Raw genomic sequence first — 26606 nt, forward strand, 5'->3', positions numbered from 1 at the left:
GTTACGGCCTCATCGCGAGCAGGCTCGCTCCCACATTTGGTCTTCGGTGCACGCTGACCTTGTGGGAGCGAGCCTGCTCGCGAAGGCGATCTCAAGGACACAAAAAAACCCGCCGATGATCACTCATCGGCGGGTTTCTTCTTGCAGCTTGAAGCTAAAGGCTAACCGCTGCTCCTATCCTAGATCGCGCCACGCTGACGCAGCAGATCCAGCACTTGCTTGACGCTTTCTTCCAGCGACAGTGACTGGGTATCGATCACCAGATCGGCATTCAGCGGCACGTCGTACGGGAAGGACTCGCCCGGGATGTTATCCCCTGCGGCCGCGTACAGACCTTGCGGGTCACGTTCGGCACACACCGTCGGCGAAGCCTGCACGTAGACCGTCAGCAAGCGTTCCTTGCCGATCAGGTCCTTGGCTTGCTCGCGCCCTTCGGCACTCGGTGCAACGAACGCAGCCAGTGTCAGCAGCCCCGCTTCGTTGAACTGACGCGCAACGTGCGCGGCACGACGCCAGTTCTCGGTACGCCCGGCGCGATCCTGCGGCAGACCCTTGTTGAGGTCGTGACGCAGGTTCTGGCCATCAAGCACGAATACCGCACGGCCCAGGTCGAACAGTTTGCGTTCAACCGCATACGCCAGCGTGCTTTTACCCGCACCCGACAGGCCACTGAACAACACGGTGGCCGGTTGCTGGCCGAAGCGTTGTGCACGCTCTTCGGTCGCCACGTGCGCCAGTTTACCGTGGTGGGTGCTGGTGCCATGCGCCAACGGCTGAGCGATGATCATGCCGGCTGCGACGGTGCCATTGGTCAAACGGTCGATGACGATGAACGAACCGGTGGTGCGATTGCTCGCATAACCATCGAGCGCGATGGCCGCGTCGAGGCTGATCTTGACCCGACCGATCTCGTTCAATTGCAGCGAGCTGGCCGGACCTTCTTCCAGGGTGTTCACGTCGACGCGGTTGACGATGCTGGTAATCGAACCGGGCACGTAACTGGTCGCACGTTTGATGTCGTACTTCTTGCCCGGCAGCATCGGCTCTTCAGCCATCCACACCAGCATGGCGTCGAAGGCATCGGTCACTTGCGGCTGGTTGTCGGCATGCACCAACAGGTCGCCACGAGAGATGTCGATTTCGTCTTCCATGGTCAGCGTCACCGCCTGACCCGGGCCTGCGTGTTCCAGCTCACCTTCGAAGGTAACGATGGACTTCACGCGGCTGCTTTTGCCCGACGGCAGCACCACAACTTCGTCGCCCTTGTGCACAACGCCGCTGGCCAGGGTGCCGGCGAAACCACGGAAGTTCAGGTTCGGACGGTTGACGTACTGCACCGGGAAACGCAGATCGGTGTAGTTGCGGTCGCTGGCGATCTCGACGGTCTCGAGAATTTCCATCAGCGACTGGCCGGTGTACCACGGCGAGCGCTCGGACTTGTTCACCACGTTGTCGCCCTTAAGCGCCGACATCGGCACGAAGGCCATGGTGGTCGGCTTGAAGGCGATGCCCTCGGCGAACTTCAGATAATCGGCCTTGATCGACTCGAACACGCTTTCGTCGAAGCCATTGAGGTCCATCTTGTTGATGGCGACCACGATGTGTTTGATGCCGAGCAACGAGGCGATGAAACTGTGGCGACGGGTCTGGGTTTGCACGCCGTAACGGGCGTCGACCAGAATGATCGCCAGGTCACAGGTGGACGCACCGGTGGCCATGTTGCGGGTGTACTGCTCATGGCCCGGGGTGTCGGCGATGATGAATTTGCGTTTGGCGGTGGAGAAATAGCGGTAAGCGACATCAATGGTGATGCCCTGCTCGCGCTCGGCCTGCAGGCCGTCGACCAGCAATGCCAGGTCGATGTCTTCGCCGGTGGTGCCGACTTTTTTCGAGTCGCGGGTGATGGCTTCCAGGTGATCTTCATAGATCATCTTGGAGTCGTGCAGCAGGCGCCCGATCAGGGTGCTCTTGCCGTCGTCGACGTTGCCACAAGTCAGAAAGCGCAGCATTTCCTTGCGTTCGTGCTGGCCCAGGTAGGCGAGGATGTCCTCGCTGATCAAATCAGATACGTGACTCATTGCATTCGAGCTCCAAGCTGTAAGCTTCAAGCGGCAAGCTTTTCGGCGTACAGCTACTCAGAAATTTTGTTGATCAAGCCGCTTAGCATTCTTGAAAGCTCGCGGGTTTCTGTAATCCAATCGTCAGCCACAGAGTCAGCGATGTAGGCAATTTCACGACCTATGAGGATCTGAGTTCGTAACTCACCACACGATGCTTTTGCTACCCAAAGAAAAAATGTGCTTTTTCCTTGGAACCGCAACGCTCCATCCCTTCAGCGATATTGGAAGGTACCGACAGTGCGGAGCGGGTGATTTGATCCTTGAAGCCAAAGTCCCCACATCGAGCAAACTCCCGATAAATTTTCACCGCTAAACATTTGCTTCTCTGCCAGACAATCAGCTTCTCGAAATCCATTGCGAGTCATCCGAAAACGGCTCGCAGCAACCGGCCACAAGCACCAAACTACAAAGCTACGCACACCGCCGTTAACTTGCAGCTTGCCGCTTGTAACTCAAAGCTTAAAAATACCCCTGACGTTTCTTTTCTTCCATCGAGCCTGCGCCATCGTGATCGATGACCCGGCCCTGGCGTTCGGAAGTTCGCGTCAGGAGCATTTCCTGAATGATGTCGGTCAGGCTGGTGGCCTCGGACTCGACCGCACCGGTCAGCGGGTAGTCACCCAACGTACGGAAACGGACTTTCTTCTTGACGATGCGCGCCTTGTCTTCGTCGCTCAGGTGATTGAGCAGGCGTTCATCGTCGATCATGATCCAGGTGCCATTCATCTCGATGACGTCGCGCTCGGCGGCGAAATACAGCGGCACAATCGGAATGCCTTCGAGGTAGATGTACTGCCAGATGTCCAGTTCGGTCCAGTTCGACAACGGGAACACACGAATGGATTCGCCCTTGTTGACGTTGCCATTGTAGACGTTCCAGAGTTCTGGACGCTGGTTCTTCGGGTCCCAGCGGTGCTTGGTGTCGCGGAAGGAATACACGCGCTCTTTGGCACGGGATTTTTCTTCGTCACGACGAGCACCACCGAAAGCGGCGTCGAAACCGTGCTTGTCGAGGGCCTGCTTTAGGCCTTCGGTTTTCATGATGTCGGTGTGTTTGGCACTGCCGTGGGTCAGCGGGTTGATGCCCTGCGCGACGCCATCGGGGTTCACGTGCACGATCAGGTCAAGGCCAAGCTCTTCGACCATGCGATCGCGGAACGCGTACATTTCCTTGAACTTCCACCGGGTGTCGACGTGCATCACCGGGAACGGCAGCTTGCCCGGGAAGAATGCCTTGCGCGCCAGGTGCAGCATCACGGCGGAATCTTTACCGACGGAGTACAGCATCACCGGGTTATCGAACTCGGCGGCGACTTCGCGGATGATGTGGATGCTTTCCGCCTCCAGCTGTTTCAGATGCGTCAGTTTGTCGACCATGGCTACTCACGAAAACGATCTTGTGGACGGCCAGCGGGCCGTGTTCGAGCGAAGAATCCTAGCACAGCGACCTCTTCTAATCAGGGCGCCGACTAGATCGAAAGGGTATATGAATATACCCATGTGGGAGCGAGCCTGCTCGCGATGGCAGTGTGTCAGCCACACAAATGTTGGATGTGCGGCCGTCATCGCGAGCAGGCTCGCTCCCACCGTTTTGATCCTGCGTTACCGGGATATCAGCCCTCTTTAAATCGGATTCGGGCAATCAATAAAGATGTGCTCGACGGCAAAACGCCGCGCCAGGTAATCGCCCAACGCCTGCACGCCGTAGCGCTCGGTAGCGTGGTGACCGGCAGCGATGAAACTGATGTCGTTCTCCCGCGCACTGTGAAACGTCTGCTCGGAGGCTTCGCCGCTGAGGTACAGATCGACCCCGGCCAGCACCGCCTGATCGATGTAACCCTGACCGCCGCCCGTGCACCAGCCAACGCGGCGAATCATCGCGCTGCCTTCGATCAGCAACGGCTCGCGGCCCATGACTTCCTGCACACGCCGGGCGAAATCCCGTGGCGTCATCGGTTCGTTCAACGAGCCGACCAGGCCGACAATTTTGAGATTATCCGGATCGAGCGGGCCTTCGACCGTAATGTCGAGCTGACGCGCCAGCTGCACGTTGTTGCCGACATCCGGGTGCAGATCCAGCGGCAGGTGATAGGACAGCAGGCTGATGTCGTGCTTGAGCAACGTTTTCAAGCGCCGCTGCTTCATGCCGGTGATGCACGGGTTCTCGCCCTTCCAGAAATAACCGTGATGCACCAGCACCAGATCGGCCTGGGCCTCGACGGCGGCATCGAGCAAAGCCTGACTCGCCGTCACGCCGCTGACGATGCGCATGACCTGCGGCCGGCCTTCAACCTGTAATCCGTTAGGGCAATAATCGGCAATCTTTGCACTGTTCAAGTAACGGTCGGCTTCTTCGACCAGGGTGCTCAGAGCGACGGCCATAAAAGACTCCTAAATATCCCGTTCAGAGGCGTGCGCCGCCTCGTATAATGCGCGACATTATGGGCGGTCTCATTCCGCCTGCAACCTTCCAGGACGTGCTTAATGCTCAAGGCGCTGCGTTTTTCCGGCTGGCCGCTGTTGGCCGGCGTGCTTATCGCTCTGTTGATTATCCAGCGTTACCCGGAGTGGGTCGGGCTTCCAAGCCTCGACGTCAACCTTCAGCAGGCGCCGCAAACCACCACGATGCAACTGGGCCCGGTGTCCTATGCCGACGCAGTGACCACGGCCGCGCCATCGGTGGTCAATCTGTACACCACCAAAGTGATCAACAAGCCGAACCATCCGCTGTTCGAGGATCCGCAGTTCCGTCGTTTCTTCGGCGATAACTCGCCCAAGCAGAAACGCATGGAATCGAGCCTCGGCTCCGGCGTGATCATGAGCCCCGAAGGATATTTGCTGACCAACAACCACGTTACCAGCGGCGCCGATCAAATCGTCGTGGCCCTGAAAGACGGCCGTGAAACCCTTGCCCGGGTGATCGGCAGCGACCCGGAAACCGACCTCGCCGTATTGAAGATCGATCTGAAAAACCTGCCGTCGATCACCGTTGGCCGCTCCGACAATATCCGTATTGGCGATGTCGCCCTGGCCATTGGTAACCCGTTCGGCGTCGGCCAGACCGTCACCATGGGCATCATCAGTGCCACCGGGCGCAATCAATTGGGCCTGAACAACTACGAAGACTTCATCCAGACCGACGCGGCGATCAACCCCGGCAACTCCGGCGGTGCACTCGTGGATGCCAACGGCAACCTGACCGGTATCAACACGGCAATCTTCTCCAAGTCCGGCGGATCGCAGGGCATCGGCTTTGCGATCCCGGTGAAACTGGCGATGGAAGTCATGAAGTCGATCATCGAACACGGCCAGGTGATTCGCGGCTGGCTGGGCATTGAAGTGCAGCCGTTGACCCAGGAACTGGCCGAATCGTTTGGCTTGTCGGGACGCCCCGGCATTGTTGTCGCGGGCATTTTCCGTGATGGCCCGGCACAGAAGGCCGGCCTGCAGCTGGGTGATGTGATTCTCGCGATTGATGGCGAACCGGCCGGCGATGGTCGTCGTTCCATGAATCAGGTAGCGCGGATTAAACCGACCGACAAAGTCACGATCCTGGTGATGCGCAACGGCAAGGAAATCAATCTGACGGCTGAAATTGGCCTGCGTCCGCCACCGGCGCCGGCACCCGTCAAGGAAAAATCCGAAGAGTAAGCATCCCGCACTAATACAAGACATTCTCAACGGTCATGTTATATTGTTTCAATATCACTATTGGAACAACATAACATGTCGTCTCGAAAAAGGGCTTCCCTCGCAGCGCTCGCCTTCGGCCTGCTGGCAGATCCGGTCTTCGCTGAAGAATCTGCGCCCCTCGAACTGGACGCCATCAGCGTCACGTCCGACTACGAATCGCCCACCGGCCCGGTCAATGGCTACCGCGCGACGCGATCGTCCAGCGCGACCAAAAGCGACACAGCCATTCGCGATATCCCGCAATCAATAAGCGTGATCCCCGCCAGCGTGCTCAAGGATCTGGGCAGTACCAGCGTCGAGCGCGCATTGGAGTTTGCCGGTGGCGTATCGAAGCAGAACAACTTCGGCGGGCTGACCCTGTACGAATACAGCGTGCGCGGCTTCACCACTTCCGAGTTCTACAAGGACGGTTTCAGCGCGAACCGCGGCTACCCGACCACGCCGGACGCCGCCAACATCGAGCGTATCGAAGTCCTCAAAGGCCCCGCCGCCAGCCTGTACGGCCGTGGCGATCCTGGCGGCACGGTGAACATCGTCAGCAAAAAACCGCAGCCTGATGCATTCACGACGCTGCAAACCAGCGCCGGCAGCTGGGATCGTTACCGCACCGCGCTGGACGTCAACACGCCGCTGGATGAAGACGGCAACGTGCTGTCCCGCGTCAACCTGGCGGTTGAGGACAACCACAGCTTTCGCGATCACGTCGACAGTCAGCGGGTATTCGTCGCGCCGTCCTTCAGCTGGCAACTGAACCCGGACACCAGCCTGCTGGTGGAAAGCGAGTTCGTACGCCATAGCTCGACATTTGATCGCGGCATCGTTGCGCCGAACAACACATGGAGCGGAGTCTCGCGTTCGACGTTCCTCGGCGAGCCCGATGACGGCGACATCGATAACCACAACAACATGTTGCAGGCGGCGCTGGAACATCACCTCAACGACGCCTGGAAACTGCGTCTGGCCAGCCATTACAAAGAAGGCAAACTCTGGGGTTTCGCCTCCGAAGCGCGCCCGTTGAATACCGACGGCCACACCGTCAACCGCCGTTATCGCGAGCGCGACAGCGATTGGCACGACAGCATCACGCAACTTGAATTGCGCGGCCTGTTCGACCTTGGCAGCTGGCAGCACGAACTGTTGATCGGCACGGAATACGAGAACTATCGCAAAAACGAACGGGTCACGACCATTGCCGGTAGCGCCTACCCGATCGACATTTACCGACCGGTCTACGGCCAGCCGAAACCGAACGGCGCGCGCTCGGGCAGCGATTTTTTCGAGCACGTGGAAAGTCAGGCGCTGAACCTGCAGGACCAGATTGTCTTCACCGAAAAACTGCGCGGCATGGTCGGGGCGCGCTTCGAACATTTCGAGCAAAGCATCGACGACCACACCCGTGGCGCCACCACTCGGCAAACCCACGACGCTCTGACGCAACGGGTGGGTTTGCTTTATCAACTGACGCCGCAAGTCGGCGTGTTTGCCAACGCGTCCACCTCGTTCAAACCCAATAACGGGCTCGACGCCTCTGGCAAGTCTTTCAACCCGGAGGAAGGTGTCGGCTACGAAGTCGGAATCAAGAGTGAGCTGTTCGACGAGCGCTTGAGCAGCACTCTCGCCGCTTTTCATATCGAAAAGGAAAACGTGCTGGCGCTCGACCCCGGCACGGACACCAGCCGCGCGATGGGCAAGGCGCGCAGTCAGGGTTTCGACCTGCAAGTCACCGGGCAGTTGACTGAAGCGGTGCGAGTGATCGGCGCCTTCGCTTATATCGACGCGGAAGTGACCGAGGGCGACAAGGTCATTCCTGCCGGCAGCCGGATTCTCGGCGTAGCCAAACGCAGCGGCAGCCTGCTCGGGGTTTACGAATTTCAGGACGGCCACTTGCGCGGCTCGGATGTCGGCGCGGCATTCACATACGTCGGTGATCGCTCCGGTGAATCGGGCGGCGAATTCGAGCTGCCGGCCTATCACACCGTCGACCTGCTGGCGCATTACAAGGCCAGCGAGAACGTCACCGTTGGGCTCAATCTGAACAATCTTTTCGACGAGAAATACTTCGAGCGCGCTTACAGCAATTACTGGGTCAACCCCGGCGAGCCGCGCAATTTCACCGTCAGCCTGACACTCAATCTGTAAAAGGACGTCCTCATGCAATTGCTCAAACCCTTCGCGCTGCTCGGCCTGCTGATCGCTACCCAAGCGTCGGCCCATGGTCTGTGGACCGAACAACGCCGCGGCAACATTGAAGTGATCTACGGCCATGGCGCAGAAGACAATGCGTTCAAACCGATGAAAGTGAGCGGCGCCTGGGCGTATGACGGCGCCGGCCGAATGATCCCGGTGACCGTGCAGCGGCTGGTGGATCACGCCCGCCTGCAGCCGTTGAAATCGCCCGCCGTGATGGCGGTGGCACTGGATAACGGCATGTGGTCGCAGACGGCCGACAAGAAATGGATCAACGAAGGGCGCAGCAAAGTGCCGGGTGCGATCGAGTCGACTCAGACATTCAAATACAGTCTGGCGATTTATCAACCAGGGGCGAAGGTGCCAAAGCTTGATCAGATAAAACTGCTGATTCTGCCGGAAGTGGACCCGCTCACGGTTGGGCCGGGCAAGTCGTTGCCAGTACGGGTTTTACTGGATGGGAAACCGGCGGCGGGCGTCAAGTTGATCGGCGATTACCGCAGTGCGCCGGGCACGGTCAGCACCGAGACTGACGCAGACGGTCGAGCGCAGGTGTTGGTACGCAATGAAGGGCTGAATGTGATTGCAGCGCAGGTTGAGGTGCCGGTGAAGGACAGTGCTGATGTGAACAGCCGCGGGCTTTTCACTTCGTTGACCTTTCTGGGCGAACCGCATCACGAGTGATTCACAAAACCTTGTAGGAGCGTGGCTTGCTCGCGATGGCAACACCGCGGTGCATCACGTGCACCGCGTTATCGTTCTTCGCGAGCAAGCCCGCTCCCACACTTGATATCTATCTCGCAGAAGATCCAGTGTGGGAGCGAGCTTGCTCGCGAAAGCGGTCTAAAGGTCGCCGAGGCCATCAATCAGTGCCTGATTTTGTTCAGGCGTGCCAATGCTGATCCGCAAAAACTGCGCAATCCGCTCCTGCTTGAAGTGCCGGACAATCACGCCCTGCTCGCGCAACTTCGCTGCCAAGCCCGCAGCATCATGCTGCGGATGCCGGGTAAAAATGAAGTTGGCCGCCGACGGCAGCACCTCAAAGCCCTTCGCCTGCAACTGTGAAATCACCCATTCACGGTTTTCAATCACCAGACGGCAAGTCTTGTCAAAATACTCGCGGTCTTCGAACGCCGCCGCTGCGCCGACATTGGCCATGCGATCCAGCGGGTAGGAGTTGAAGCTGTTCTTGATCCGCTCCAGCGCCTCGATCAGGTCCGGATGCCCGACCGCCAAACCGACACGCAAGCCCGCCAATGAACGTGATTTGGACAGCGTCTGCGTCACCAGCAGATTTGGATAGCGGTCAACCAGACTGATTGCCGTCTCGCCACCAAAATCGATGTAAGCCTCGTCCACCACAACCACAGAGTCCGGGCTGGCTTTGAGGATTTGCTCGACGGCGTCCAGTGCCAACAGGCAACCGGTCGGCGCGTTCGGGTTGGGGAAAATAATCCCGCCGTTTGGCTTGGCATAGTCTGCCGGGTTGATCTGGAACTGCTCATCGAGCGGCACCGCGTCGAATTCGATGCCGTACAACCCGCAGTAAACCGGATAGAAGCTGTAGCTGATGTCCGGGAACAACAGTGGTTTATCGTGCTGCAACAAGCCGTGAAAAATGTGCGCCAGGACTTCGTCCGAACCGTTACCGAGGAACACTTGATTGCCCTGCACGCCGTAGTACCTGGCAACGGCTTGCTTGAGCACGTCGCTGTTTGGGTCCGGGTACAACCGCAGGTTGTCATTGAGTTCTGTCTGCATGGCCGCCAACGCTTTCGGCGATGGGCCATACGGGTTTTCGTTGGTGTTGAGCTTTACCAGTTTCGTCAGTTTCGGCTGCTCGCCGGGCACGTAAGGCACCAGATCCTTGACGAACGGGCTCCAGAATTTGCTCATATTCAGTTCCCCTTCTGCTCATCAACAATGCGGTATTCAGCACTGCGGGCGTGGGCCGTCAGCGACTCGCCACGGGCCAGCACGGAAGCGGTCTTGCCCAGTTCGGACGCGCCCTTCTCCGAGCAGAAAATGATCGACGAGCGCTTCTGGAAATCGTACACACCCAGCGGCGACGAGAAGCGCGCTGTGCCGGATGTCGGCAGCACGTGGTTCGGCCCGGCGCAGTAATCGCCCAGCGCTTCGGAAGTGTGACGGCCCATGAAGATTGCCCCGGCGTGGCGAATCTGCGGCAACCAGGCTTGCGGATCTGCGACCGACAACTCCAGGTGTTCCGGCGCGATGCGGTTGGCCACTTCGATGGCCTGTTCCATGTCGCGAACCAGGATCAATGCGCCACGGCCATTGATCGAGCTTTCAATAATTTCTGCGCGCTCCATGGTCGGCAGCAGCTTGGCGATGCTTGCCGCGACCTTATCGAGAAACTCGGCATCCGGGCTGACCAGAATCGCCTGAGCGTCTTCGTCGTGTTCGGCCTGGGAAAACAGGTCCATCGCGATCCAGTCCGGATCGGTGTGGCCATCGCAGACCACCAGAATCTCCGACGGGCCGGCAATCATATCGATGCCAACCTGGCCGAACACATGGCGCTTGGCAGTGGCGACATAAATGTTGCCCGGGCCAACCACCTTGTCGACTTTCGGCACGCTCTCGGTGCCGTAAGCCAGCGCGGCAACCGCTTGCGCGCCACCGATGGTGAACACGCGATCAACGCCGGCGATGCAGGCGGCGGCGAGCACCAGTTCGTTGAGTTCACCGCGCGGCGTCGGTACGACCATGACCACTTCAGTCACCCCGGCAACCTTGGCCGGAATCGCGTTCATCAGCACTGAAGACGGGTACGACGCTTTGCCGCCTGGCACATACAGGCCGGCGCGATCCAGCGGCGTAACTTTCTGGCCCAGCACCGTGCCGTCGGCCTCGGTGTAACTCCAGGAATCCTGCTTCTGTTTTTCGTGATAGCTGCGCACCCGCGCGGCGGCTTTTTCCAGGGCTTCGCGCTGCGGTACGGTGATTCGCGTCAGCGCCAGTTCCAGGCGCTCGCGTGGCAGAATCAGGTCCGCCATGGAGGCAACGTTCAGCCCGTCGAACTGCCGGGTGTAGTCCACCAGTGCCGCATCGCCCCGCTCGCGCACCGCTTTGATGATGTCCAGCACTCGCTGATTGACCGAGTCATCGGACACGCTTTCCCAGCTCAACAGATGATCCAGATGATGGGCGAAATCCGGGTCAGCAGCGTTGAGTCGGCGAATTGCAGTCGGTGCGGTCATAGCGAGAGCCTCATAGGATTGGCAAAAACTCAGGCGCCCGAAGCTAACATTCGATCCGCTTGGGCACCTGAGAATTCTGGCTATGAGGCGGATAGACGGCGCGACTTGGCGTCGCGCAAGTGAATCAGCCGCGGTGTCGTGACTCCACTGCCTTGCGCAGAGTGTCGATCAACGCCTGAATACGGGCGTGCTGCATTTTCATCGAAGCTTTGTTGACGATCAGCCGGGAGCTGATGTCGGCAATGAAATCCTGAGGTTCCAGGCCGTTAGCGCGCAAGGTGTTGCCGGTGTCGACCACGTCGATGATCTTGTCCGCCAGACCGATCAGTGGCGCCAGCTCCATCGAACCATACAGTTTGATGATGTCGACCTGACGACCCTGCTCGGCGTAATAACGCTTGGCAACGTTAACGAACTTGGTCGCCACACGCAGACGGCCTTTGGGCTCGACATCACCGACGCGGCCGGCGGTCATCAGCTTGCACAGGGCAATGCGCAGGTCCAATGGCTCGTACAAACCCTGGCCACCGTATTCCATCAACACATCTTTACCGGCGACGCCGAGGTCCGCGGCACCATGCTCGACATAGGTCGGCACATCGGTGGCACGCACGATCAGCAGGCGCACGTCGGCCTGGGTCGTGGGGATGATCAGCTTGCGGCTCTTGTCCGGATTCTCGGTCGGCACGATGCCCGCTTCAGCCAGAAGCGGCAGGGTGTCGTCAAGGATGCGGCCCTTGGACAGTGCGATGGTCAACATGGGAAACGTCAGTCCTTCATCAGGCTATTGCTGTCGGGTCGCAAACGGCGCCGGACATACATCGAGGCTGCTTCTACAATGAAAGCAGCCTCGATTTGAAACAAATCAGTTAACAGCAGACACCGTACTGTGGCGAGGGAGCTTGCTCCCGCTGGACTGCGTAGCAGTCCCATTTTTTCGGGCCGCTTCGCGCCCAACGGGAGCAAGCTCCCTCGCCACAATGACAGTATTCGCAGTCCCGGGACTAGCCCGGTACGCGGCGAATTTTGGCGCCGAGCATCTGCAGTTTCTCTTCGATGCACTCGTAACCACGGTCGATGTGGTAGATGCGGTCGATCAGGGTGTCGCCTTCGGCGATCAACGCCGAAATCACCAGGCTGGCCGAAGCACGCAGGTCGGTGGCCATGACTGGCGCGCCTTTGAGCTTCTCGGTACCGGTGACGATGGCGGTATTGCCTTCGACCTGGATCTTGGCGCCCATGCGGTGCAGTTCGTAAACGTGCATGAAACGGTTTTCGAAGATCGTCTCGATCACTGCACCGGTGCCTTCGGCAATGGCGTTGAGCGAGATGAACTGCGCCTGCATGTCGGTCGGGAACGCCGGGTACGGAGCTGTGCGCACGTTGACGGCTTTCGGCCGCTTGCCGTGCATGTTCAGCTCGATCCAGTCTTCGCCCGAGGTAATTTCGGCGCCGGCTTCACGAAGTTTTTCCAGAACGGCTTCGAGAATCGTCGGATCAGTGTCCTTGACTTTCACACGCCCGCCGGTCACGGCAGCAGCAACCAGGTACGTACCGGTTTCGATACGGTCAGGCATCACTTTGTACGTGGTCGGGTGCAGACGCTCGACGCCATCAATGGTGATGGTGTCGGTGCCGGCGCCGCTGATCTTCGCGCCCATGGCAATCAGGAAGTTCGCCAGGTCGATGACTTCAGGTTCGCGCGCGGCGTTAGCCAGAACGCTGCGACCCTTGGCCAGCGCCGCGGCCATCATGATGTTTTCGGTACCGGTCACACTGACGGTGTCGAAGAAGAAATGCGCACCGCGCAAGCCGCCTTCAGGCGCTTTGGCCTTGATGTAGCCGCCCTCGACGTCGATGACCGCGCCCATGGCTTCAAGGCCACGGATGTGCAGGTCGACCGGACGCGAACCGATCGCGCAACCACCTGGCAGTGCAACTTCGGCTTCACCGAAACGGGCAACCATCGGGCCTAGCACCAGGATCGACGCACGCATGGTTTTAACCAGCTCGTACGGTGCGATCAGGGTCTTGATGGTGCGCGGGTCGATTTCGACGCTGAGCTTCTCGTCGATCACCGGCTCGATGCCCATGCGACCGAACAGCTCGATCATGGTGGTGATGTCGTGCAGGTGCGGCAGGTTGGCAACCGTCACCGGGCCATCGCACAGCAAGGTAGCTGCCAGAATAGGCAGGGCAGAGTTCTTTGCCCCGGAAATGCGGATCTCGCCATCAAGACGAGCGCCACCGGTAATAATCAATTTATCCATAAGAATCTCGACGCCCTTGGGCTCAGGTGCGCTCGGCCCAGGCCGCGCTGCTGAAAAATTTCATAGTGACCGCATGGATGCTGCCATCGGTGATCCATGGGTTCAAATGGGCATAGATCTGCTGCTGACGCTTCACCGGGCTTAAAGCCGCCAGTTCATCGCTAATCACGTTCAGCTGAAAGTTGCAGCCTTCGCCTTCAACTTCTACCAACGTTCCGGGCAGCTTTCCTTCAAGGAAGCTCTTCACTTCTACGGCCTGCATGCTCAACCTCAATCGGCGCCCTGTGCGCGCGGGTCGGACATCATACAAAAAAGCCCCGCGCCTGCGAACCCCGCGAAGCAGGACTCTGACCGAGGGCTTTTTTAGCAGATGCTATTGGGGATGCGCCAAAAGCTCGGTCAATTCGCTGACCTGAGCGATTTCACGCATGTCTTCGGGCATCGCACGGATGGTCAGCGCCTTGCCGGCCGCCTGCGCATCGCGCATGAAACACAGCAACAACGACAAACCGACGCTGCTGGATTTCAGCACCGCCGAGCAATCGACCACCAGCGCCGCCGCCTTGCTCGCCTTGATCAGCGCCTGACCCTGCTTGCGCAAGCCGGGGCCGGTGCGATAGTCGAGCATGCCGCTGAGCAACAGCTCGCCGGATTCGCTCATGCGAATGGCCGACACACTCATTGCGCCTGATTCTCGGTGGTTTCCTTGGCTTTGGCGACTTCCCCGGCCCAACCATTGATGGTTTTGTCCAGGTCATTGCCATTGCGCTGCATCGCATCAGCGAACTGATCACGGAACAGTTTGCCAATGTTGATGCCATTGATGATGACGTTACGCAGTTTCCACTCGCCGTTGATCTTCTCGAGCGTGTACGACACAGGATAGACCGCACCGTTGGTGCCTTTGACGGTCATGCCAACGCTGGTGCGGTCGCCCGACTCATCTTTGGCAGGGTCAACGATGATCCCTTGATTGTTGTACTCCAGCAGGGCGTTGCCATAGAACTGGAACAGGCCGCGCTTGAAGTTTTCCTCGAAGGTTTTCATTTGCGCAGGAGTTGCCTTGCGCGAATATTTGACCGTCATGATGCTTTTGGAAATGCCCTCGGCATCCACCACCGGACCGACGATGGTGTTCAGCGCCGTGTAAAAGTCCTGCGGATCCTGCTTGTACTTTTCTTTATTGGCGGACAAATCAGCCAGCAACCGGTCAGTCGTGTCCTTAACCAGGTCGTGGGCCGAAGGTGCCGCCACAGCGTTAGCCATCAACGGCATCGCCGCGAGTAATACCAACAGGCCACGTCGCAAGGTAGAGATCATTCAAAAGCTCCTCATTTGGCGTCTTTGCTAACGGTATTGAGCAGGAATTTACCGATCAGGTCCTCAAGCACCAGGGACGACTGGGTGTCATGGATGGTCGAACCCTCCTTGAGCAAGGCTTCTTCACCACCCACGCTGATGCCGATGTATTTCTCGCCCAACAGGCCAGCGGTGAGAATAGATGCAGTGGAGTCATTGGGCAGGTTATCAACCCGCTTTTCCAGCTGCATGGTCACTCGACCGGTGAAACTGTCGCGGTCCAGATCGATCGCAGTGACCTTGCCGATGGTCACACCGGCCATGGTCACTTTAGCTCTGACCGTCAAACCGGCGATATTGTCGAAATAGGCATAAAGTTTATAAGTATCGGTGGTCGCGCTCGGTGACAGGCCACTTACCCGCAACGCCAGCAACAGCAAAGCCAGGATGCCAGCCAGCAAGAAAAGGCCGACACCGATTTCCAGGGTGCGGTTTTGCATCAGAAATCTCCAAACATCAAGGCGGTCAGAATAAAGTCCAGGCCGAGTACAGCCAAAGAGGCATACACCACGGTCTTGGTAGTGGCACGACTGATCCCCTCGGAGGTGGGCTCGCAGTCATAGCCTTGGAATACGGCAATCCAGGTCACGACGAAGGCGAAAACGATACTTTTGATGATGCCGTTGAGCACATCGTCGGTGAACGTCACGCTGTTCTGCATGTTGGACCAGTAAGAACCCTCATAGACGCCCAGCCAGTCAACGGCCACCCACGAACCACCCCAGATCCCGACCACGCTGAAAATCATCGCCAGCACCGGCAGGGAAATGAAGCCGGCCCACAGGCGCGGGGCAATGATGTACTTGAGGGGGTCGACACCAATCATTTCCAGACTGGACAGTTGCTCGGTGGACTTCATGTTGCCGATTTCGGCCGTCAGGGCTGAACCTGCGCGACCGGCAAACAGCAACGCGGTGACCACCGGGCCCAATTCACGCAGCAGGGTCAGGGCAACCATCTGCCCGACCGCCTGTTCCGAACCGTAGCTGGATAAAATGTTGAAGCCTTGCAGCGCCAGCACCATGCCGATGAATACCCCGGAGACCACAATGATCACCAGGGACATCACGCCCACCGAATGCAGCTGCTTGATCAACAGCCCGAAACCGCCGCCGATGCCGCCGCGACCGAACAAGGCATGAAACAAAAAGATGGCCGAACGGCCAAATACCGCCAGCACGTCGATACCGCCGTGGCCAAAGCGACGTACGCGTTCAATCAGTGAAATCTTGCGCATCAGCGCTTCCCCAGGAGATCTGCGCGGTAATCCGTCGCTGGAAAGTGGTATGCGACCGGACCGTCGGGTTCGCCTGTCATGAACTGGCGAATCCGCGGCTCCTGCGAATTCATCAGCTCCTCGGGCGTGCCCTGCCCCAACACCTGGCCTTCGCCCACGACATAGATGTAGTCGGCGATGCTCGCTGTTTCGGCCAGATCGTGGGAAACCACAATACTGGTGATGCCCAACGCATCGTTGAGCAGGCGGATCAGGCGTACCAGCACGCCCATGGCGATCGGGTCCTGACCAACGAAGGGTTCGTCATACATGAGAATCTGCGGATCGAGTGCAATCGCCCGGGCCAGCGCTACGCGTCGCTTCATGCCGCCGGACAGCTCGTCGGGCATCAGGTCGATCGCACCGCGCAAGCCCACCGCCTGCAATTTGAGCAGGACGATGTCGCGGATCATTTCTTCCGGCAGTTCGGTATGCACGCGCAGCGGAAAGGCAACGTTCTCGAACACATCGAGATCGGTGAATAGCGCCCCGCTCTGAAACAACACGCCCATATGCTTGCGCGCATCGAAAAGATCGCTGCGCGACAATTTTGGCAAATTCTGACCGTTGACCCAGACTTCGCCCTTGGTAGGCCGCAACTGGGCGCCCATCAGCCGCAGCAATGTGGTCTTGCCACACCCGGAAGGCCCCATGATGCCGGTGACCTTTCCGCGCGGTATTCGGATATCGACATTATTGAAAATGCTGCGCGCACCGCGCTTGAAGGTCAGTCCCTTCAGCTCGACCGCGTAGGCGTTATCGGCACTCATCTAAACTCCTTGCGATGCAGCCTCTCACTCGGACGCCTGACTTTCTGGCGAAAGCACATAGCTATTCGGGCGGGCCGAACTGGCGGCGAACTATATCACCGCAAAGGCCAAGCGCCCAAGGCCTACGCCCGCCTTCTTCGGCCACATGACGGGGTTGAAGGTTCATACCAAAGTATTAAGCGCAACAAGGAATGACAAAGCCTGACGAACTTGCGTGAGGGTTTTACTTAATGCCGCTATAATCGCCGCCTTTTCATCAGGCTATACGATTTCAGACATGAGCCAATCCAGCGACCTGATTCAGTCAGCTCAACGCACTATCCGCCTCGAAATGGAAGCCGTCCAAGGCTTGCTACCCCAAATCGACGCAGATTTCGTACGCGCTTGCGAAATGATTCTGGCGAGCAAAGGCCGTGTGGTCGTGGTCGGCATGGGCAAGTCAGGTCACGTCGGCAACAAGATCGCCGCGACCCTCGCAAGCACCGGCACCACGGCTTTTTTCGTGCACCCGGCTGAAGCCAGCCACGGCGACATGGGCATGATTACTCGCGACGACATCATCCTGGCCCTGTCGAACTCCGGCTCCACCAATGAAATCGTCACCCTGCTGCCGCTGATCAAGCGTCTGGGCATCCAGTTGATCAGCATGACCGGCAACCCCAATTCGCCTTTATCCAAGGCTGCCGAAGTCAATCTCAACGTCCACGTCGAGCACGAAGCCTGTCCGTTGAACCTGGCGCCTACTTCTTCGACCACTGCTGCATTGGTGATGGGCGACGCCCTCGCAGTGGCGCTACTGGAAGCCCGTGGTTTTACGGCCGAAGACTTTGCCTTTTCGCATCCCGGCGGCGCGCTTGGGCGCCGCCTGTTGCTGAAAGTGGAAAACGTCATGCATGCCGGACAGGAACTGCCGCACGTTCAGCGCGGCACCCTGCTCAAGGATGCGCTGATGGAAATGACCCGCAAGGGCCTGGGCATGACAGTGATTCTGGAAGCCGACGGCACGCTCGCCGGGATTTTTACCGACGGCGATTTGCGTCGCACACTGGATCGCAGCATCGATATTCACAGCGCCACCATCGATCAGGTCATGACCGCCCACGGCAAGACCGCCCGCGCCGACATGCTCGCCGCCGAGGCTTTGAAAATCATGGAAGACCATAAAATCAATGCACTGGTCGTGGTTGACAGCGACGACCGTCCGGTCGGCGCCTTGAACATGCACGACTTGCTGCGTGCGGGAGTAATGTAATGAGCGCAGACCTGTTGCAACGCGGCAAACAGATCAAACTGGCAGTATTCGACGTCGACGGCGTATTGACCGACGGTCGCCTGTACTTCCTTGAAGACGGCAGCGAATTCAAGACTTTCAACACGCTCGACGGCCAGGGCATCAAGATGTTGATGGCAGCCGGCGTGCAGACCGCTATCATCAGTGGGCGCAAGACCCCGGTGGTCGAGCGGCGCGCGAAGAATCTCGGTATTCCCCATCTGTATCAGGGCCGGGAAGACAAACTGGTGGTGCTGGACGAGCTTCTCGCTCAGCTCGACCTGAGCTATGAACAAGTAGCCTACCTCGGTGACGACCTGCCGGATTTGCCGGTGATCCGCCGCGTCGGCTTGGGCATGGCAGTGGCTAACGCCGCCAGCTTTGTGCGTGAAAATGCCCACGGCATCACCCAGGCCCGTGGTGGCGAAGGTGCCGCTCGCGAATTCTGCGAATTGATCCTGCGCGCCCAGGGCCGTCTTGATGCGGCCAACGCCGCGTACCTGTGAGCCAACTATGCTGAGCAAGAAATTTCGCAACACCCTGATGTTCAGTTGCATCGCCGCTATATTTGCAGCGGTCGGCTACTGGAACATCAGCCCGGAACGCTTCCTCGACAAGCCAGTGGCCAAGGTCGATGAAACCGAAATCGACTATTACGCGATCAACGCTCACAGCGTTCAATTCCTGCCGGACGGCAAGCTGCAATACGAAATGACCTCCGACAAGGTCGAGCATTTGAAAGCGACCGAAGTAACGCTGTTGACCAATCCGGACTTGAACCTGTATCGCGGCACCCAGTTCCCGTGGCATGTTCAGAGCGAGCGTGGCGAGGTCAACCCGGACGGCACTCAGGTCGAGCTGATTGATTCGGTGCGGATCACCCGATTTGATGAAAAAGACCGTAAGACCCTGATTACTTCCACCCGCATGACAGTGTTCCCGCAGCGGCAATATGCGGAGACCGCTCAACCCGTTAGAATCGACGGCGCTGGCGGTGTCTCGACTGGTAACGGAATGAAAGCGTATTTAAAAGAAAGCAGGATACACCTGCTATCGAACGTAAGAGGACAGTATGAGGCTCGTTAAAACTCTCCCTATTTTGCTCGGTCTGAGCGCAGCACTGGGAAGCGTGAGCGCCTGGGCTCTGCCGGACGATCAACAGCAGCCTATCCGCATCCAGGCGGACGATGCCCAACTGGACGACAAGAACGGTATTGCCACCTACAAGGGTGACGTGATCATCACCCAGGGCTCGATGAAGGTCACCGGAAATACCGTGACCATGACCCGCACCCAGGCCGGTGACATCGACGTGGTCACTTCGGTGGGCAACCTCGCCTACTTCGAGCAACTGCAAACGGCCGGCGACACCAAGCCGGTGCAGGGCTACGGGGTGACTATCCAGTATCACGCCTCGCAAGACCGCGTCGTGCTGATCGACCGCGCCAAGGTCATCGACAAGGATGGCAACATCACCCAGGGCGAAAAAATCGTCTATGACACCAACAAAAAGCTCGCCAGCGCCGGTCGCGCTACGGGCAGCAAGGTCACCGAGTCGCGTCCGCGCATTGACATGGTGATCCAGCCGAAGAAGAAAACCGAAGAGCAGAAGGCCCCTTAATGGCAACTCTGAAAGCCCAGCATCTGGCCAAGAGCTACAAGAGCCGCCAGGTCGTGCGCGACGTCAGCCTGTCCATCGAAAGCGGTCAGATCGTCGGCTTGCTTGGCCCTAACGGCGCCGGCAAAACCACCTGCTTTTACATGATCGTGGGCCTGGTTCAGGCCGATCAGGGTCGCGTACTGATCGACGATCTGGACGTCAGCCACCAGCCAATGCACGGTCGAGCGAAGGCCGGTATCGGCTATCTTCCGCAGGAAGCGTCGATTTTCCGCAAACTCTCGGTGGCCGACAACATCATGGCCATTCTCGAGACCCGCAAGGAACTCGACAAGACCGCGCGCCGCAAGGAGCTGGAAAGCCTGCTGCAGGAATTCCATATCAGCCACATTCGTGACAACCTCGGCATGAGCCTGTCCGGTGGCGAACGCCGTCGCGTGGAAATCGCCCGTGCCCTGGCCACCAATCCGAAATTCATCCTCCTCGACGAACCCTTCGCCGGTGTGGACCCGATTTCCGTTGGCGACATCAAGCAAATCATTCACCACCTCAAAGCCAAGGGCATTGGCGTGCTGATTACCGACCACAACGTTCGTGAAACCCTGGATATCTGCGAAACAGCCTACATCGTAAACGATGGCCAACTGATCGCCGAGGGTGACCCCGCCACCATCCTGGCCAACGATCTGGTGAAGGAAGTGTATCTGGGCCACGAGTTCCGCCTGTAAGCGCTGAGGTGTCTGGCTGGTCGTCCAAGCGCCTGGAGCACTGAGCACCTCTGTGTGTTTTATTGTTACTGCGCTCTAGGCAAACACTTCAGTTTCAGGCATATAATTTGCTTAAGTTTGGCGCTTCGGCGCCCTGTAGTGGATGGCGCATGCGCGCCGGCGAATAAGGTGTTAAGCCCCTGCCATGAAACCATCGCTAGTCTTGAGAATGGGCCAGCAGCTGACGATGACACCGCAGCTGCAACAGGCCATCCGCCTGCTCCAATTGTCGACCCTGGACCTGCAACAGGAAATCCAGGAGGCGCTGGAGTCCAATCCGATGCTCGAACGTCAGGAAGAAGGCGACGATTTCGATAACGCCGACCCTTTGGCCGACAAGGTCGAACAGCCGCCCAACGCCGATGTTTCGGAACCCTCCTATCAGGAAACCGCCCCGACGGTGGATAACCTCGAGGAAGGGGACTGGAACGAGCGCATTCCCAACGATCTCCCGGTCGACACTGCCTGGGAAGACGTTTACCAGACTAGCGCCAGCAGCCTGCCGAGCAATGACGACGACGAGTGGGATTTCACCACCCGCACCTCCGCCGGCGAAAGCCTGCAGAGCCATTTGCTGTGGCAACTGAACCTGGCGCCAATGTCGGACACCGATCGCCTGATCGCCGTGACCCTGATCGACTGCATCAACAACCAGGGCTACCTGGACGAAACCCTCGATGAAATCCTCGAGGCCTTCGATCCCGAACTGGACATCGAACTCGACGAGATCGAAGCCGTTCTGCACCGCATCCAGCAATTTGAACCGGCCGGTATCGGCGCCCGCAATCTCAGCGAATGCCTGCTGCTGCAATTGCGCCAGCTGCCAGCCAGGACGCCCTGGTTAACCGAAGCCAAGCGGCTGGTCAGCGATTACATCGACATGCTCGGCAGCCGCGATTACAGCCAGCTGATGCGCCGCATGAAGCTCAAGGAAGATGAACTGCGCCAGGTGATCGAACTGGTACAGAGCCTCAACCCGCGCCCGGGTTCGCAGATCGAGTCCAGCGAAGCCGAATACGTCGTGCCGGATGTGATCGTGCGCAAGGACAGTGAACGCTGGCTGGTGGAGCTGAATCAGGAATCGGTGCCCCGACTGAGGGTCAACGCCCAATACGCCGGGTTCGTCCGTCGCGCCGACACCAGCGCAGACAACACCTTCATGCGCAATCAGTTGCAGGAGGCGCGCTGGTTCATCAAGAGCCTGCAGAGTCGCAACGAAACCCTGATGAAAGTTGCCACCCAGATCGTCGAGCATCAGCGCGGTTTTCTGGAATATGGCGACGAAGCCATGAAGCCGTTGGTGCTGCATGACATCGCTGAGGCGGTGGGCATGCACGAATCGACGATTTCCCGGGTGACCACGCAAAAATTCATGCATACCCCTCGGGGCATTTATGAACTGAAATATTTTTTCTCCAGCCATGTCAGCACCTCCGAAGGCGGTGAATGCTCGTCCACGGCGATTCGCGCAATCATCAAAAAACTGGTTGCGGCGGAAAATCAGAAAAAGCCGTTGAGTGACAGCAAGATCGCTGGTTTACTGGAGGCACAAGGCATTCAGGTGGCTCGCCGCACCGTCGCCAAGTACCGCGAGTCCCTCGGGATCGCGCCTTCGAGCGAACGCAAGCGGTTGATGTAGAGTCACGTTACAGCGTTCCAGTGGCAGGCAACCCAGCCTGCCGCTTTATGCACTGGCAACGAAGGAGAAGCTGTATGCAAGTCAACATCAGTGGACACCAACTGGAAGTGACCGAACCTCTTCGCACCTACATCGGCGAAAAACTCGACCGATTAGAGCGGCATTTCGACAAGATCACCAACGTGCAAGTCACGATGAATGTCGAAAAACTGCTACAGAAAATCGAAGCCACACTGCATATTCCCGGCGGAGAAGTAGTCGCCAACGCTGAGCATGCGGATATGTATGCCGCCATCGACCTGCTGACTGACAAGCTGGATCGCCAACTCAAAAAGCATAAGGAAAAGACCCAGAGCCTCCTCCAGGGCGCGACCGGTCGTTAACACCCCCAATCCATGATCCGACTAGAAACCATCCTGACCCCCGGCCGTTCCCAAGTGAACGCGCCGGGTGGCAGCAAGAAAAAAGCCCTCGAACAGATCGCCAACCTTATCCACCGCGAAGTGCCGGATATGGCAATGCAGGATGTCTTCGAGGCTCTGGTTGCCCGTGAAAAACTCGGTTCCACCGGTTTTGGCAACGGCATTGCCATCCCTCACTGCCGTCTCAAGGTTTGCACCGCACCAATCAGTGCGCTCGTTCATCTGGAAGCCCCCATCGATTTCGACGCCATCGACGGTGCCCCGGTAGACCTGCTGTTTGTCCTGCTGGTCCCGGAAAAGGCAACCGATGCTCACCTGGAGTTGCTTCGCCAGATCGCCAGCATGCTCGATCGCAAGGAAGTGCGGGAAAAACTGCGCAGCGCTCCGAGTAATGAAGCCTTGTATCAGGTTGTCCTGGACGAGCAAAACGGGCACTAATCATGCGCATGATCATCGTCAGCGGCCGCTCCGGCTCAGGTAAAAGTACCGCGCTCGCCGTTCTCGAAGACAGCGGCTACTACTGCATCGATAACCTGCCTGCCGGGTTGCTGCCGGAACTGGCCGAACGGGCGCTGATTCACACCGAGCTGGCGCAGCCGCTGGTTGCGGTGTCCATCGACGCGCGGAATCTGCCGAGTCATTTGTCGCGCTTTCCGGAACTGCTCGAAGAAGTCCGCAGCCGTCACATCCAGTGTGATGTCCTGTACCTGGATGCCGACGAAGAAACCTTGCTAAAGCGCTTCTCGGAAACCCGTCGGCGCCACCCCCTGAGCAGTGCCGATCGCTCGCTGGCCGAAGCGATCAGCGATGAAACCAAACTGCTCGGACCGATTGCCGACCTCGCTGATCTGAAGGTCAACACCACCAATCTCAACCTGTACCAGCTGCGCGATACCATCAAGCTCCGCTTGTTGAATCAGCCGGAGCCTGGCACTGCGTTTCTGGTGGAATCCTTTGGTTTCAAGCGCGGCATGCCGGTCGACGCCGATCTGGTATTCGATGTGCGCTGCCTGCCAAATCCCTACTGGAAGCCGGAACTACGCGAGCATTCAGGGCTGGAACAACCGGTTGCCGATTATCTGGCCGCTCAGCCGGATGTCGAGGAGATGTTTCAGGACATCTCAACGTATCTGCTCAAATGGTTGCCGCGTTTTGCTGCGAGTAATCGCGCCTACGTCACCATCGCGATTGGCTGTACCGGCGGTCACCATCGCTCCGTCTACCTGACCGAACGTCTAGGTAAGGTTCTGCAAAAAACCCTGAAGAACGTCCAGGTCCGCCACCGCGACCTCAGCTAAAGGATTCACATCGCGATGCCTGCTCTGGAAATCGAAATCATCAACAAGCTGGGCCTGCATGCTCGCGCTTCTGCAAAATTTGTCGGGGTTGCTGGCAAGTTCCCTGATTGCTCAATCCGGGTGGGTCGTACGCCGGAATCCACGGTAGATGGCAAAAGCATCATGGCCATGATGATGCTGGCTGCTGGCAAAGGGACCAGGATCCATTTGAGTACCGAAGGCGAGGAAGCCGACGAGGCGCTGCGAGCCCTGGTTAATTTGATCAATAATTATTTTGACGAAGGTGAATGAAAAGATCGCAGCCTCGGTTCCCTCGACAGCTCCTACAAGAAGCGGCGCAGGCCCTGTAGGAGCTGTCGAGGGAACCGAGGCTGCGATCTTTTGATCCGGCAGATCACCCAAACGCTGTATCCATCACCATCATCAAGCAAAACCCCACCAGCAACCCCAAGCTTGCCAGCTTGTCGTGACCATTGCGCCGCGACTCGGGGATAACCTCATGGGTAACCACCAACAACATGGCGCCCGCCGCTAACGCCAGGCCGAGCGGCAGCAACAATTGCGCCAGGCTCACCAGCCACGCGCACAACAGCGCAAAGACCGGTTCGACCAGGCCTGACGCCGCGCCGATCAAAAATGCTCTGACCCGCGACATCCCTGCCCCGGCCAATACCAGCGCGATAACCAAGCCTTCCGGCACATCCTGCAACGCAATGCCCATTGCCAGGCTATCGGCATCGACCAAGCCTCCCCCAGCCGACACGCCAACAGCCATGCCTTCAGGGATGTTATGGGCAATGATCGCGAACACAAATAGCCAGATTCGCGGTGGAATCGGTGGATGCTCGACGGTACCGACGAGCATTTCCGGCGACGTGCCGGACACCTTGCGATCCACCAGAAACAGCCCGAACGCGCCCAGCATGATGCCAAAACTGATCAGGCCACTGGCCGTCCAGGGCGTCAGGCCGAGATTCTGCGCTGCAGCAATCCCCGGAACAATCAACGAAAAGGCTGTCGCCGCGAGCATTACCCCAGCGCCGAAGCCGAGCAGCGTATCGCTTAGCGCCTGGGGCATCTGCCGAATGACTAACACCGGCACTGCGCCAAGGGCAGTGCCCAAAGCGCAGATGGCCCCGCCTTGCAGCGCGCGCAACAGTTTTGGCTCAAGGTCTAGCCAGGCTAGCCCCTGAGCACCCAATAACGTCAGGCCTGCCAGCAGCAACAGCGATCCCAACGCGTAACGAAACATCCGTCCACTTCCGATCGCCAGTGTTTCAGTGCCCATAGTCAGCCCTGGATTTTTTGCAGGAGACTTAAACCAGCGCTGCTTGGTAACGCGCAGCGACCTCAGGCCAGTTGATCACGTTGTAAAACGCGCTGATGTATTCCGGACGACGATTTTGGTAATGCAGGTAATAGGCATGCTCCCAGACGTCCAGCCCGAGGATCGGTGTGTTGCCGTTCATCAACGGGCTGTCCTGATTGCCGCTGCTTTCCACAACCAGGGTTTTCTGCGGCGTCACGCTCAGCCAGGCCCAACCGCTACCGAACCGGCTCAGAGCGGCTTTGGTGAACGCCTCCTTGAAACTATCAAAACCGCCCAACTGCTCGTCGATTGCCTTCCCCAGTTCACCGTCGGGTTTACCACCGCCATTGGGCGTCATGACCTTCCAGAACAACGAGTGGTTGGCGTGGCCGCCGCCCTGATTGATCACGGCAGCGCGAAGGTTTTCCGGAAGCTGATTAACACTGGCGACCAGTTTCTCCACTGACCATTCGACAAACTCTGTGCCTTCGACAGCAGCGTTGAGGTTGTTGATGTAGGTCTGGTGGTGTTTGGTGTAATGGATCTCCATGGTCTGCGCATCGATGTGCGGCTCCAAGGCATCGTAGGCGTAGGGCAAGGCAGGCAGGGTAAAAGCCATTTCAATGGACTCCATGATGGACAGGCGCGGGGGGCAACGCAGCACCGATATGCAGCAGCCGGTGAGTGCGTGGATATTCGCCGTGTTCGCTGATGAAATTCAGCAGCTCGACGTAGGTTTTGCTGCTTTGACGCAGGGCCGCTTCGCGCAGTGCCGGGGCCAGTCGCGGGTCCTGCATGGTCTGCAACAACCGTTGATGGATTGCGCACAGATATTCGGCGCTCTCTTCCGGCTGGTTAAGACGCAGATGCAGGTCGGCGAGGTTGTGATGGGAAATTACGCAAGCGGCCACCGCTTCGTCAGCATCTGCCCAGCGTTCGTACAGCACCTGAGCCAACGCCAGTGCCTGCAAGTACGCCTCCCGGGCATCAACCAGTTCGCCCAGCATGAAACAACGGTTTGCCCTTTCGATCGTGCGTTTCCAGTGCTCCATGATGTAGCTCCAAAGCGGTTGCGTTGATGACGACGATCGGTAGCATCACGTTCTATTCGAATGCTTGACTGATCCGGGCTCGCTCGGCAATGAGATTTATTATTATATGATAATGAGAACCAAAACAACCCCGCCAAAGATACGGCTATATTTTCTGCCGGAGCTGGTTTACTGGCGATGTATGCAAGGGCGCCGCGTTGATCCGGACAGCGCGCGTTAGTTAGCGGCCTTCGCCAGCAAGCCGGCTCCTACAGGGATCGCGTGCAGCTGCCAAAACCGGTTGAACGCCACATAAAAAAGGCGCCCCACCCGATCGGGTGGCGCGCCTTCTT

The 26606-nt window shown here is 58.4% G+C and carries 29 protein-coding genes and 1 pseudogene; 13 read left to right on the plus strand and 17 right to left on the minus strand.

Annotation, left to right across the window (positions count from 1 at the left end; translation table 11 throughout):
* Positions 1 to 179 precede the first annotated feature (179 nt).
* From cysN to ACYZTS_RS03030, 4 genes and pseudogenes are all read right to left on the minus strand, one after another.
* Positions 180 to 2078 carry a sulfate adenylyltransferase subunit CysN gene (gene cysN / locus ACYZTS_RS03015; protein WP_461993927.1) on the minus strand — a complete coding sequence of 633 codons (1899 nt, stop codon included), beginning with the start codon at positions 2076 to 2078 and terminating at the stop codon, positions 180 to 182.
* A gap of 53 nt (positions 2079 to 2131) precedes the next feature.
* Positions 2132 to 2475: pseudogene (locus ACYZTS_RS03020) on the minus strand (four helix bundle protein).
* 104 nt (positions 2476 to 2579) lie between these two features.
* The gene (cysD, locus tag ACYZTS_RS03025) at positions 2580 to 3497 is read right to left on the minus strand and encodes a sulfate adenylyltransferase subunit CysD (RefSeq protein ID WP_028621848.1); all 918 of its coding nucleotides are present in this window, start codon (positions 3495 to 3497) and stop codon (positions 2580 to 2582) included.
* A gap of 246 nt (positions 3498 to 3743) precedes the next feature.
* Positions 3744 to 4502: a Nif3-like dinuclear metal center hexameric protein gene (locus ACYZTS_RS03030; protein ID WP_028621849.1), complete on the minus strand. Its 759-nt coding sequence runs from the start codon at positions 4500 to 4502 to the stop codon at positions 3744 to 3746.
* Positions 4503 to 4604: 102 nt separating this feature from the next.
* Between ACYZTS_RS03030 and algW the strand changes: the two genes are divergently transcribed.
* From algW to ACYZTS_RS03045, 3 genes are all read left to right on the plus strand, one after another.
* Positions 4605 to 5771: a Do family serine endopeptidase AlgW gene (gene algW, locus ACYZTS_RS03035; protein WP_461993930.1), complete on the plus strand. Its 1167-nt coding sequence runs from the start codon at positions 4605 to 4607 to the stop codon at positions 5769 to 5771.
* Between the two features lie 75 nt (positions 5772 to 5846).
* Positions 5847 to 7952 (plus strand): TonB-dependent siderophore receptor, encoded by a 2106-nt coding sequence (locus ACYZTS_RS03040; RefSeq protein ID WP_461993932.1) that lies wholly within the window; start codon positions 5847 to 5849, stop codon positions 7950 to 7952.
* A 12-nt stretch (positions 7953 to 7964) separates the two neighbouring features.
* Positions 7965 to 8684, plus strand: coding sequence for a DUF4198 domain-containing protein (locus tag ACYZTS_RS03045; RefSeq protein WP_461993934.1), 720 nt, complete (start codon positions 7965 to 7967; stop codon positions 8682 to 8684).
* Between the two features lie 159 nt (positions 8685 to 8843).
* Here ACYZTS_RS03045 and hisC read toward each other — a convergent pair whose 3' ends face one another.
* The 10 genes from hisC to ACYZTS_RS03095 all read right to left on the minus strand — a co-directional run bounded on the left by hisC (position 8844) and on the right by ACYZTS_RS03095 (position 16899).
* The gene (gene hisC, locus ACYZTS_RS03050; RefSeq protein ID WP_028621853.1) at positions 8844 to 9896 is read right to left on the minus strand and encodes a histidinol-phosphate transaminase; all 1053 of its coding nucleotides are present in this window, start codon (positions 9894 to 9896) and stop codon (positions 8844 to 8846) included.
* 2 nt (positions 9897 to 9898) lie between these two features.
* Positions 9899 to 11224, minus strand: coding sequence for a histidinol dehydrogenase (gene hisD / locus ACYZTS_RS03055; protein ID WP_461993936.1), 1326 nt, complete (start codon positions 11222 to 11224; stop codon positions 9899 to 9901).
* 124 nt (positions 11225 to 11348) lie between these two features.
* On the minus strand, positions 11349 to 11984 hold the full coding sequence (gene hisG / locus ACYZTS_RS03060) for an ATP phosphoribosyltransferase (protein ID WP_007901570.1): 636 nt from the start codon (positions 11982 to 11984) through the stop codon (positions 11349 to 11351).
* A gap of 244 nt (positions 11985 to 12228) precedes the next feature.
* A complete protein-coding gene (gene murA, locus ACYZTS_RS03065) occupies positions 12229 to 13494 on the minus strand; it encodes a UDP-N-acetylglucosamine 1-carboxyvinyltransferase (RefSeq protein ID WP_028623787.1) in 1266 nt (421 codons plus the stop codon).
* Positions 13495 to 13516: 22 nt separating this feature from the next.
* A complete protein-coding gene (locus tag ACYZTS_RS03070; RefSeq protein WP_007912386.1) occupies positions 13517 to 13756 on the minus strand; it encodes a BolA family protein in 240 nt (79 codons plus the stop codon).
* Positions 13757 to 13867: 111 nt separating this feature from the next.
* On the minus strand, positions 13868 to 14176 hold the full coding sequence (locus tag ACYZTS_RS03075; protein WP_461993938.1) for an STAS domain-containing protein: 309 nt from the start codon (positions 14174 to 14176) through the stop codon (positions 13868 to 13870).
* Entirely contained in the window at positions 14173 to 14814 is a 642-nt protein-coding gene (locus tag ACYZTS_RS03080; RefSeq protein ID WP_028623785.1) for an MlaC/ttg2D family ABC transporter substrate-binding protein, read from the minus strand. Before ACYZTS_RS03080 ends, ACYZTS_RS03075 begins: the two co-directional genes overlap by 4 nt.
* 11 nt (positions 14815 to 14825) lie before the next feature.
* Positions 14826 to 15293 carry an outer membrane lipid asymmetry maintenance protein MlaD gene (gene mlaD, locus ACYZTS_RS03085; RefSeq protein ID WP_028623784.1) on the minus strand — a complete coding sequence of 156 codons (468 nt, stop codon included), beginning with the start codon at positions 15291 to 15293 and terminating at the stop codon, positions 14826 to 14828.
* Positions 15293 to 16090 carry a lipid asymmetry maintenance ABC transporter permease subunit MlaE gene (gene mlaE / locus ACYZTS_RS03090; RefSeq protein WP_028623783.1) on the minus strand — a complete coding sequence of 266 codons (798 nt, stop codon included), beginning with the start codon at positions 16088 to 16090 and terminating at the stop codon, positions 15293 to 15295. The genes mlaD and mlaE overlap by 1 nt, the downstream gene beginning before the upstream one ends.
* Positions 16090 to 16899 (minus strand): ATP-binding cassette domain-containing protein, encoded by an 810-nt coding sequence (locus ACYZTS_RS03095; protein ID WP_028623782.1) that lies wholly within the window; start codon positions 16897 to 16899, stop codon positions 16090 to 16092. Before ACYZTS_RS03095 ends, mlaE begins: the two co-directional genes overlap by 1 nt.
* A 277-nt stretch (positions 16900 to 17176) precedes the next feature.
* Here ACYZTS_RS03095 and ACYZTS_RS03100 point away from each other — a divergent pair, with 277 nt between their 5' ends.
* The 10 genes from ACYZTS_RS03100 (at position 17177) to ACYZTS_RS03145 (ending at position 24204) form a co-directional block, all read left to right on the plus strand.
* Positions 17177 to 18151 (plus strand): KpsF/GutQ family sugar-phosphate isomerase, encoded by a 975-nt coding sequence (locus ACYZTS_RS03100; protein ID WP_028623781.1) that lies wholly within the window; start codon positions 17177 to 17179, stop codon positions 18149 to 18151.
* Entirely contained in the window at positions 18151 to 18675 is a 525-nt protein-coding gene (locus tag ACYZTS_RS03105) for a KdsC family phosphatase (RefSeq protein ID WP_028623780.1), read from the plus strand. The genes ACYZTS_RS03100 and ACYZTS_RS03105 overlap by 1 nt, the downstream gene beginning before the upstream one ends.
* A gap of 7 nt (positions 18676 to 18682) precedes the next feature.
* Positions 18683 to 19255 (plus strand): LPS export ABC transporter periplasmic protein LptC, encoded by a 573-nt coding sequence (gene lptC, locus ACYZTS_RS03110; RefSeq protein ID WP_028623779.1) that lies wholly within the window; start codon positions 18683 to 18685, stop codon positions 19253 to 19255.
* On the plus strand, positions 19242 to 19790 hold the full coding sequence (gene lptA / locus ACYZTS_RS03115; RefSeq protein ID WP_028623778.1) for a lipopolysaccharide transport periplasmic protein LptA: 549 nt from the start codon (positions 19242 to 19244) through the stop codon (positions 19788 to 19790). Before lptC ends, lptA begins: the two co-directional genes overlap by 14 nt.
* Positions 19790 to 20515 (plus strand): LPS export ABC transporter ATP-binding protein, encoded by a 726-nt coding sequence (gene lptB / locus ACYZTS_RS03120; protein ID WP_028623777.1) that lies wholly within the window; start codon positions 19790 to 19792, stop codon positions 20513 to 20515. Before lptA ends, lptB begins: the two co-directional genes overlap by 1 nt.
* 184 nt (positions 20516 to 20699) lie before the next feature.
* Positions 20700 to 22193, plus strand: coding sequence for an RNA polymerase factor sigma-54 (locus ACYZTS_RS03125; protein WP_461993944.1), 1494 nt, complete (start codon positions 20700 to 20702; stop codon positions 22191 to 22193).
* Positions 22194 to 22267: 74 nt separating this feature from the next.
* Positions 22268 to 22576, plus strand: coding sequence for a ribosome hibernation-promoting factor, HPF/YfiA family (gene hpf / locus ACYZTS_RS03130; protein ID WP_028623775.1), 309 nt, complete (start codon positions 22268 to 22270; stop codon positions 22574 to 22576).
* A gap of 12 nt (positions 22577 to 22588) precedes the next feature.
* Positions 22589 to 23053 carry a PTS IIA-like nitrogen regulatory protein PtsN gene (gene ptsN, locus ACYZTS_RS03135; protein ID WP_028623774.1) on the plus strand — a complete coding sequence of 155 codons (465 nt, stop codon included), beginning with the start codon at positions 22589 to 22591 and terminating at the stop codon, positions 23051 to 23053.
* A gap of 2 nt (positions 23054 to 23055) precedes the next feature.
* Positions 23056 to 23913 (plus strand): RNase adapter RapZ, encoded by an 858-nt coding sequence (rapZ, locus tag ACYZTS_RS03140; RefSeq protein ID WP_028623773.1) that lies wholly within the window; start codon positions 23056 to 23058, stop codon positions 23911 to 23913.
* 15 nt (positions 23914 to 23928) lie between these two features.
* Entirely contained in the window at positions 23929 to 24204 is a 276-nt protein-coding gene (locus ACYZTS_RS03145; RefSeq protein ID WP_028623772.1) for an HPr family phosphocarrier protein, read from the plus strand.
* A 103-nt stretch (positions 24205 to 24307) separates the two neighbouring features.
* Here the strand turns inward: ACYZTS_RS03145 and ACYZTS_RS03150 are convergent, their stop codons facing one another.
* From ACYZTS_RS03150 to ACYZTS_RS03160, 3 genes are read right to left on the minus strand one after another with little or no spacing between them, the layout of a single operon-like run.
* Entirely contained in the window at positions 24308 to 25201 is an 894-nt protein-coding gene (locus ACYZTS_RS03150) for a ZIP family metal transporter (protein ID WP_461993947.1), read from the minus strand.
* 28 nt (positions 25202 to 25229) lie between these two features.
* Complete coding sequence (locus ACYZTS_RS03155) at positions 25230 to 25841, minus strand: superoxide dismutase (RefSeq protein WP_028623770.1); 612 nt, start codon at positions 25839 to 25841, stop codon at positions 25230 to 25232.
* Position 25842: 1 nt separating this feature from the next.
* A complete protein-coding gene (locus tag ACYZTS_RS03160) occupies positions 25843 to 26274 on the minus strand; it encodes a hypothetical protein (protein ID WP_461993949.1) in 432 nt (143 codons plus the stop codon).
* Positions 26275 to 26606: the final 332 nt, after the last annotated feature.

The sequence above is a fragment of the Pseudomonas sp. TMB3-21 genome, from assembly GCF_054898145.1.

Coding starts and splice junctions, on each gene's coding strand:
- cysN (WP_461993927.1), bottom strand. CDS start 2,078: ATGAGTCACGTATCTGATTTGATCAGCGAGGACATCCTCGCCTACCTG.
- cysD (WP_028621848.1), bottom strand. CDS start 3,497: ATGGTCGACAAACTGACGCATCTGAAACAGCTGGAGGCGGAAAGCATC.
- ACYZTS_RS03030 (WP_028621849.1), bottom strand. CDS start 4,502: ATGGCCGTCGCTCTGAGCACCCTGGTCGAAGAAGCCGACCGTTACTTG.
- algW (WP_461993930.1), top strand. CDS start 4,605: ATGCTCAAGGCGCTGCGTTTTTCCGGCTGGCCGCTGTTGGCCGGCGTG.
- ACYZTS_RS03040 (WP_461993932.1), top strand. CDS start 5,847: ATGTCGTCTCGAAAAAGGGCTTCCCTCGCAGCGCTCGCCTTCGGCCTG.
- ACYZTS_RS03045 (WP_461993934.1), top strand. CDS start 7,965: ATGCAATTGCTCAAACCCTTCGCGCTGCTCGGCCTGCTGATCGCTACC.
- hisC (WP_028621853.1), bottom strand. CDS start 9,896: ATGAGCAAATTCTGGAGCCCGTTCGTCAAGGATCTGGTGCCTTACGTG.
- hisD (WP_461993936.1), bottom strand. CDS start 11,224: ATGACCGCACCGACTGCAATTCGCCGACTCAACGCTGCTGACCCGGAT.
- hisG (WP_007901570.1), bottom strand. CDS start 11,984: ATGTTGACCATCGCACTGTCCAAGGGCCGCATCCTTGACGACACCCTG.
- murA (WP_028623787.1), bottom strand. CDS start 13,494: ATGGATAAATTGATTATTACCGGTGGCGCTCGTCTTGATGGCGAGATC.
- ACYZTS_RS03070 (WP_007912386.1), bottom strand. CDS start 13,756: ATGCAGGCCGTAGAAGTGAAGAGCTTCCTTGAAGGAAAGCTGCCCGGA.
- ACYZTS_RS03075 (WP_461993938.1), bottom strand. CDS start 14,176: ATGAGTGTGTCGGCCATTCGCATGAGCGAATCCGGCGAGCTGTTGCTC.
- ACYZTS_RS03080 (WP_028623785.1), bottom strand. CDS start 14,814: ATGATCTCTACCTTGCGACGTGGCCTGTTGGTATTACTCGCGGCGATG.
- mlaD (WP_028623784.1), bottom strand. CDS start 15,293: ATGCAAAACCGCACCCTGGAAATCGGTGTCGGCCTTTTCTTGCTGGCT.
- mlaE (WP_028623783.1), bottom strand. CDS start 16,090: ATGCGCAAGATTTCACTGATTGAACGCGTACGTCGCTTTGGCCACGGC.
- ACYZTS_RS03095 (WP_028623782.1), bottom strand. CDS start 16,899: ATGAGTGCCGATAACGCCTACGCGGTCGAGCTGAAGGGACTGACCTTC.
- ACYZTS_RS03100 (WP_028623781.1), top strand. CDS start 17,177: ATGAGCCAATCCAGCGACCTGATTCAGTCAGCTCAACGCACTATCCGC.
- ACYZTS_RS03105 (WP_028623780.1), top strand. CDS start 18,151: ATGAGCGCAGACCTGTTGCAACGCGGCAAACAGATCAAACTGGCAGTA.
- lptC (WP_028623779.1), top strand. CDS start 18,683: ATGCTGAGCAAGAAATTTCGCAACACCCTGATGTTCAGTTGCATCGCC.
- lptA (WP_028623778.1), top strand. CDS start 19,242: ATGAGGCTCGTTAAAACTCTCCCTATTTTGCTCGGTCTGAGCGCAGCA.
- lptB (WP_028623777.1), top strand. CDS start 19,790: ATGGCAACTCTGAAAGCCCAGCATCTGGCCAAGAGCTACAAGAGCCGC.
- ACYZTS_RS03125 (WP_461993944.1), top strand. CDS start 20,700: ATGAAACCATCGCTAGTCTTGAGAATGGGCCAGCAGCTGACGATGACA.
- hpf (WP_028623775.1), top strand. CDS start 22,268: ATGCAAGTCAACATCAGTGGACACCAACTGGAAGTGACCGAACCTCTT.
- ptsN (WP_028623774.1), top strand. CDS start 22,589: ATGATCCGACTAGAAACCATCCTGACCCCCGGCCGTTCCCAAGTGAAC.
- rapZ (WP_028623773.1), top strand. CDS start 23,056: ATGCGCATGATCATCGTCAGCGGCCGCTCCGGCTCAGGTAAAAGTACC.
- ACYZTS_RS03145 (WP_028623772.1), top strand. CDS start 23,929: ATGCCTGCTCTGGAAATCGAAATCATCAACAAGCTGGGCCTGCATGCT.
- ACYZTS_RS03150 (WP_461993947.1), bottom strand. CDS start 25,201: ATGGGCACTGAAACACTGGCGATCGGAAGTGGACGGATGTTTCGTTAC.
- ACYZTS_RS03155 (WP_028623770.1), bottom strand. CDS start 25,841: ATGGCTTTTACCCTGCCTGCCTTGCCCTACGCCTACGATGCCTTGGAG.
- ACYZTS_RS03160 (WP_461993949.1), bottom strand. CDS start 26,274: ATGGAGCACTGGAAACGCACGATCGAAAGGGCAAACCGTTGTTTCATG.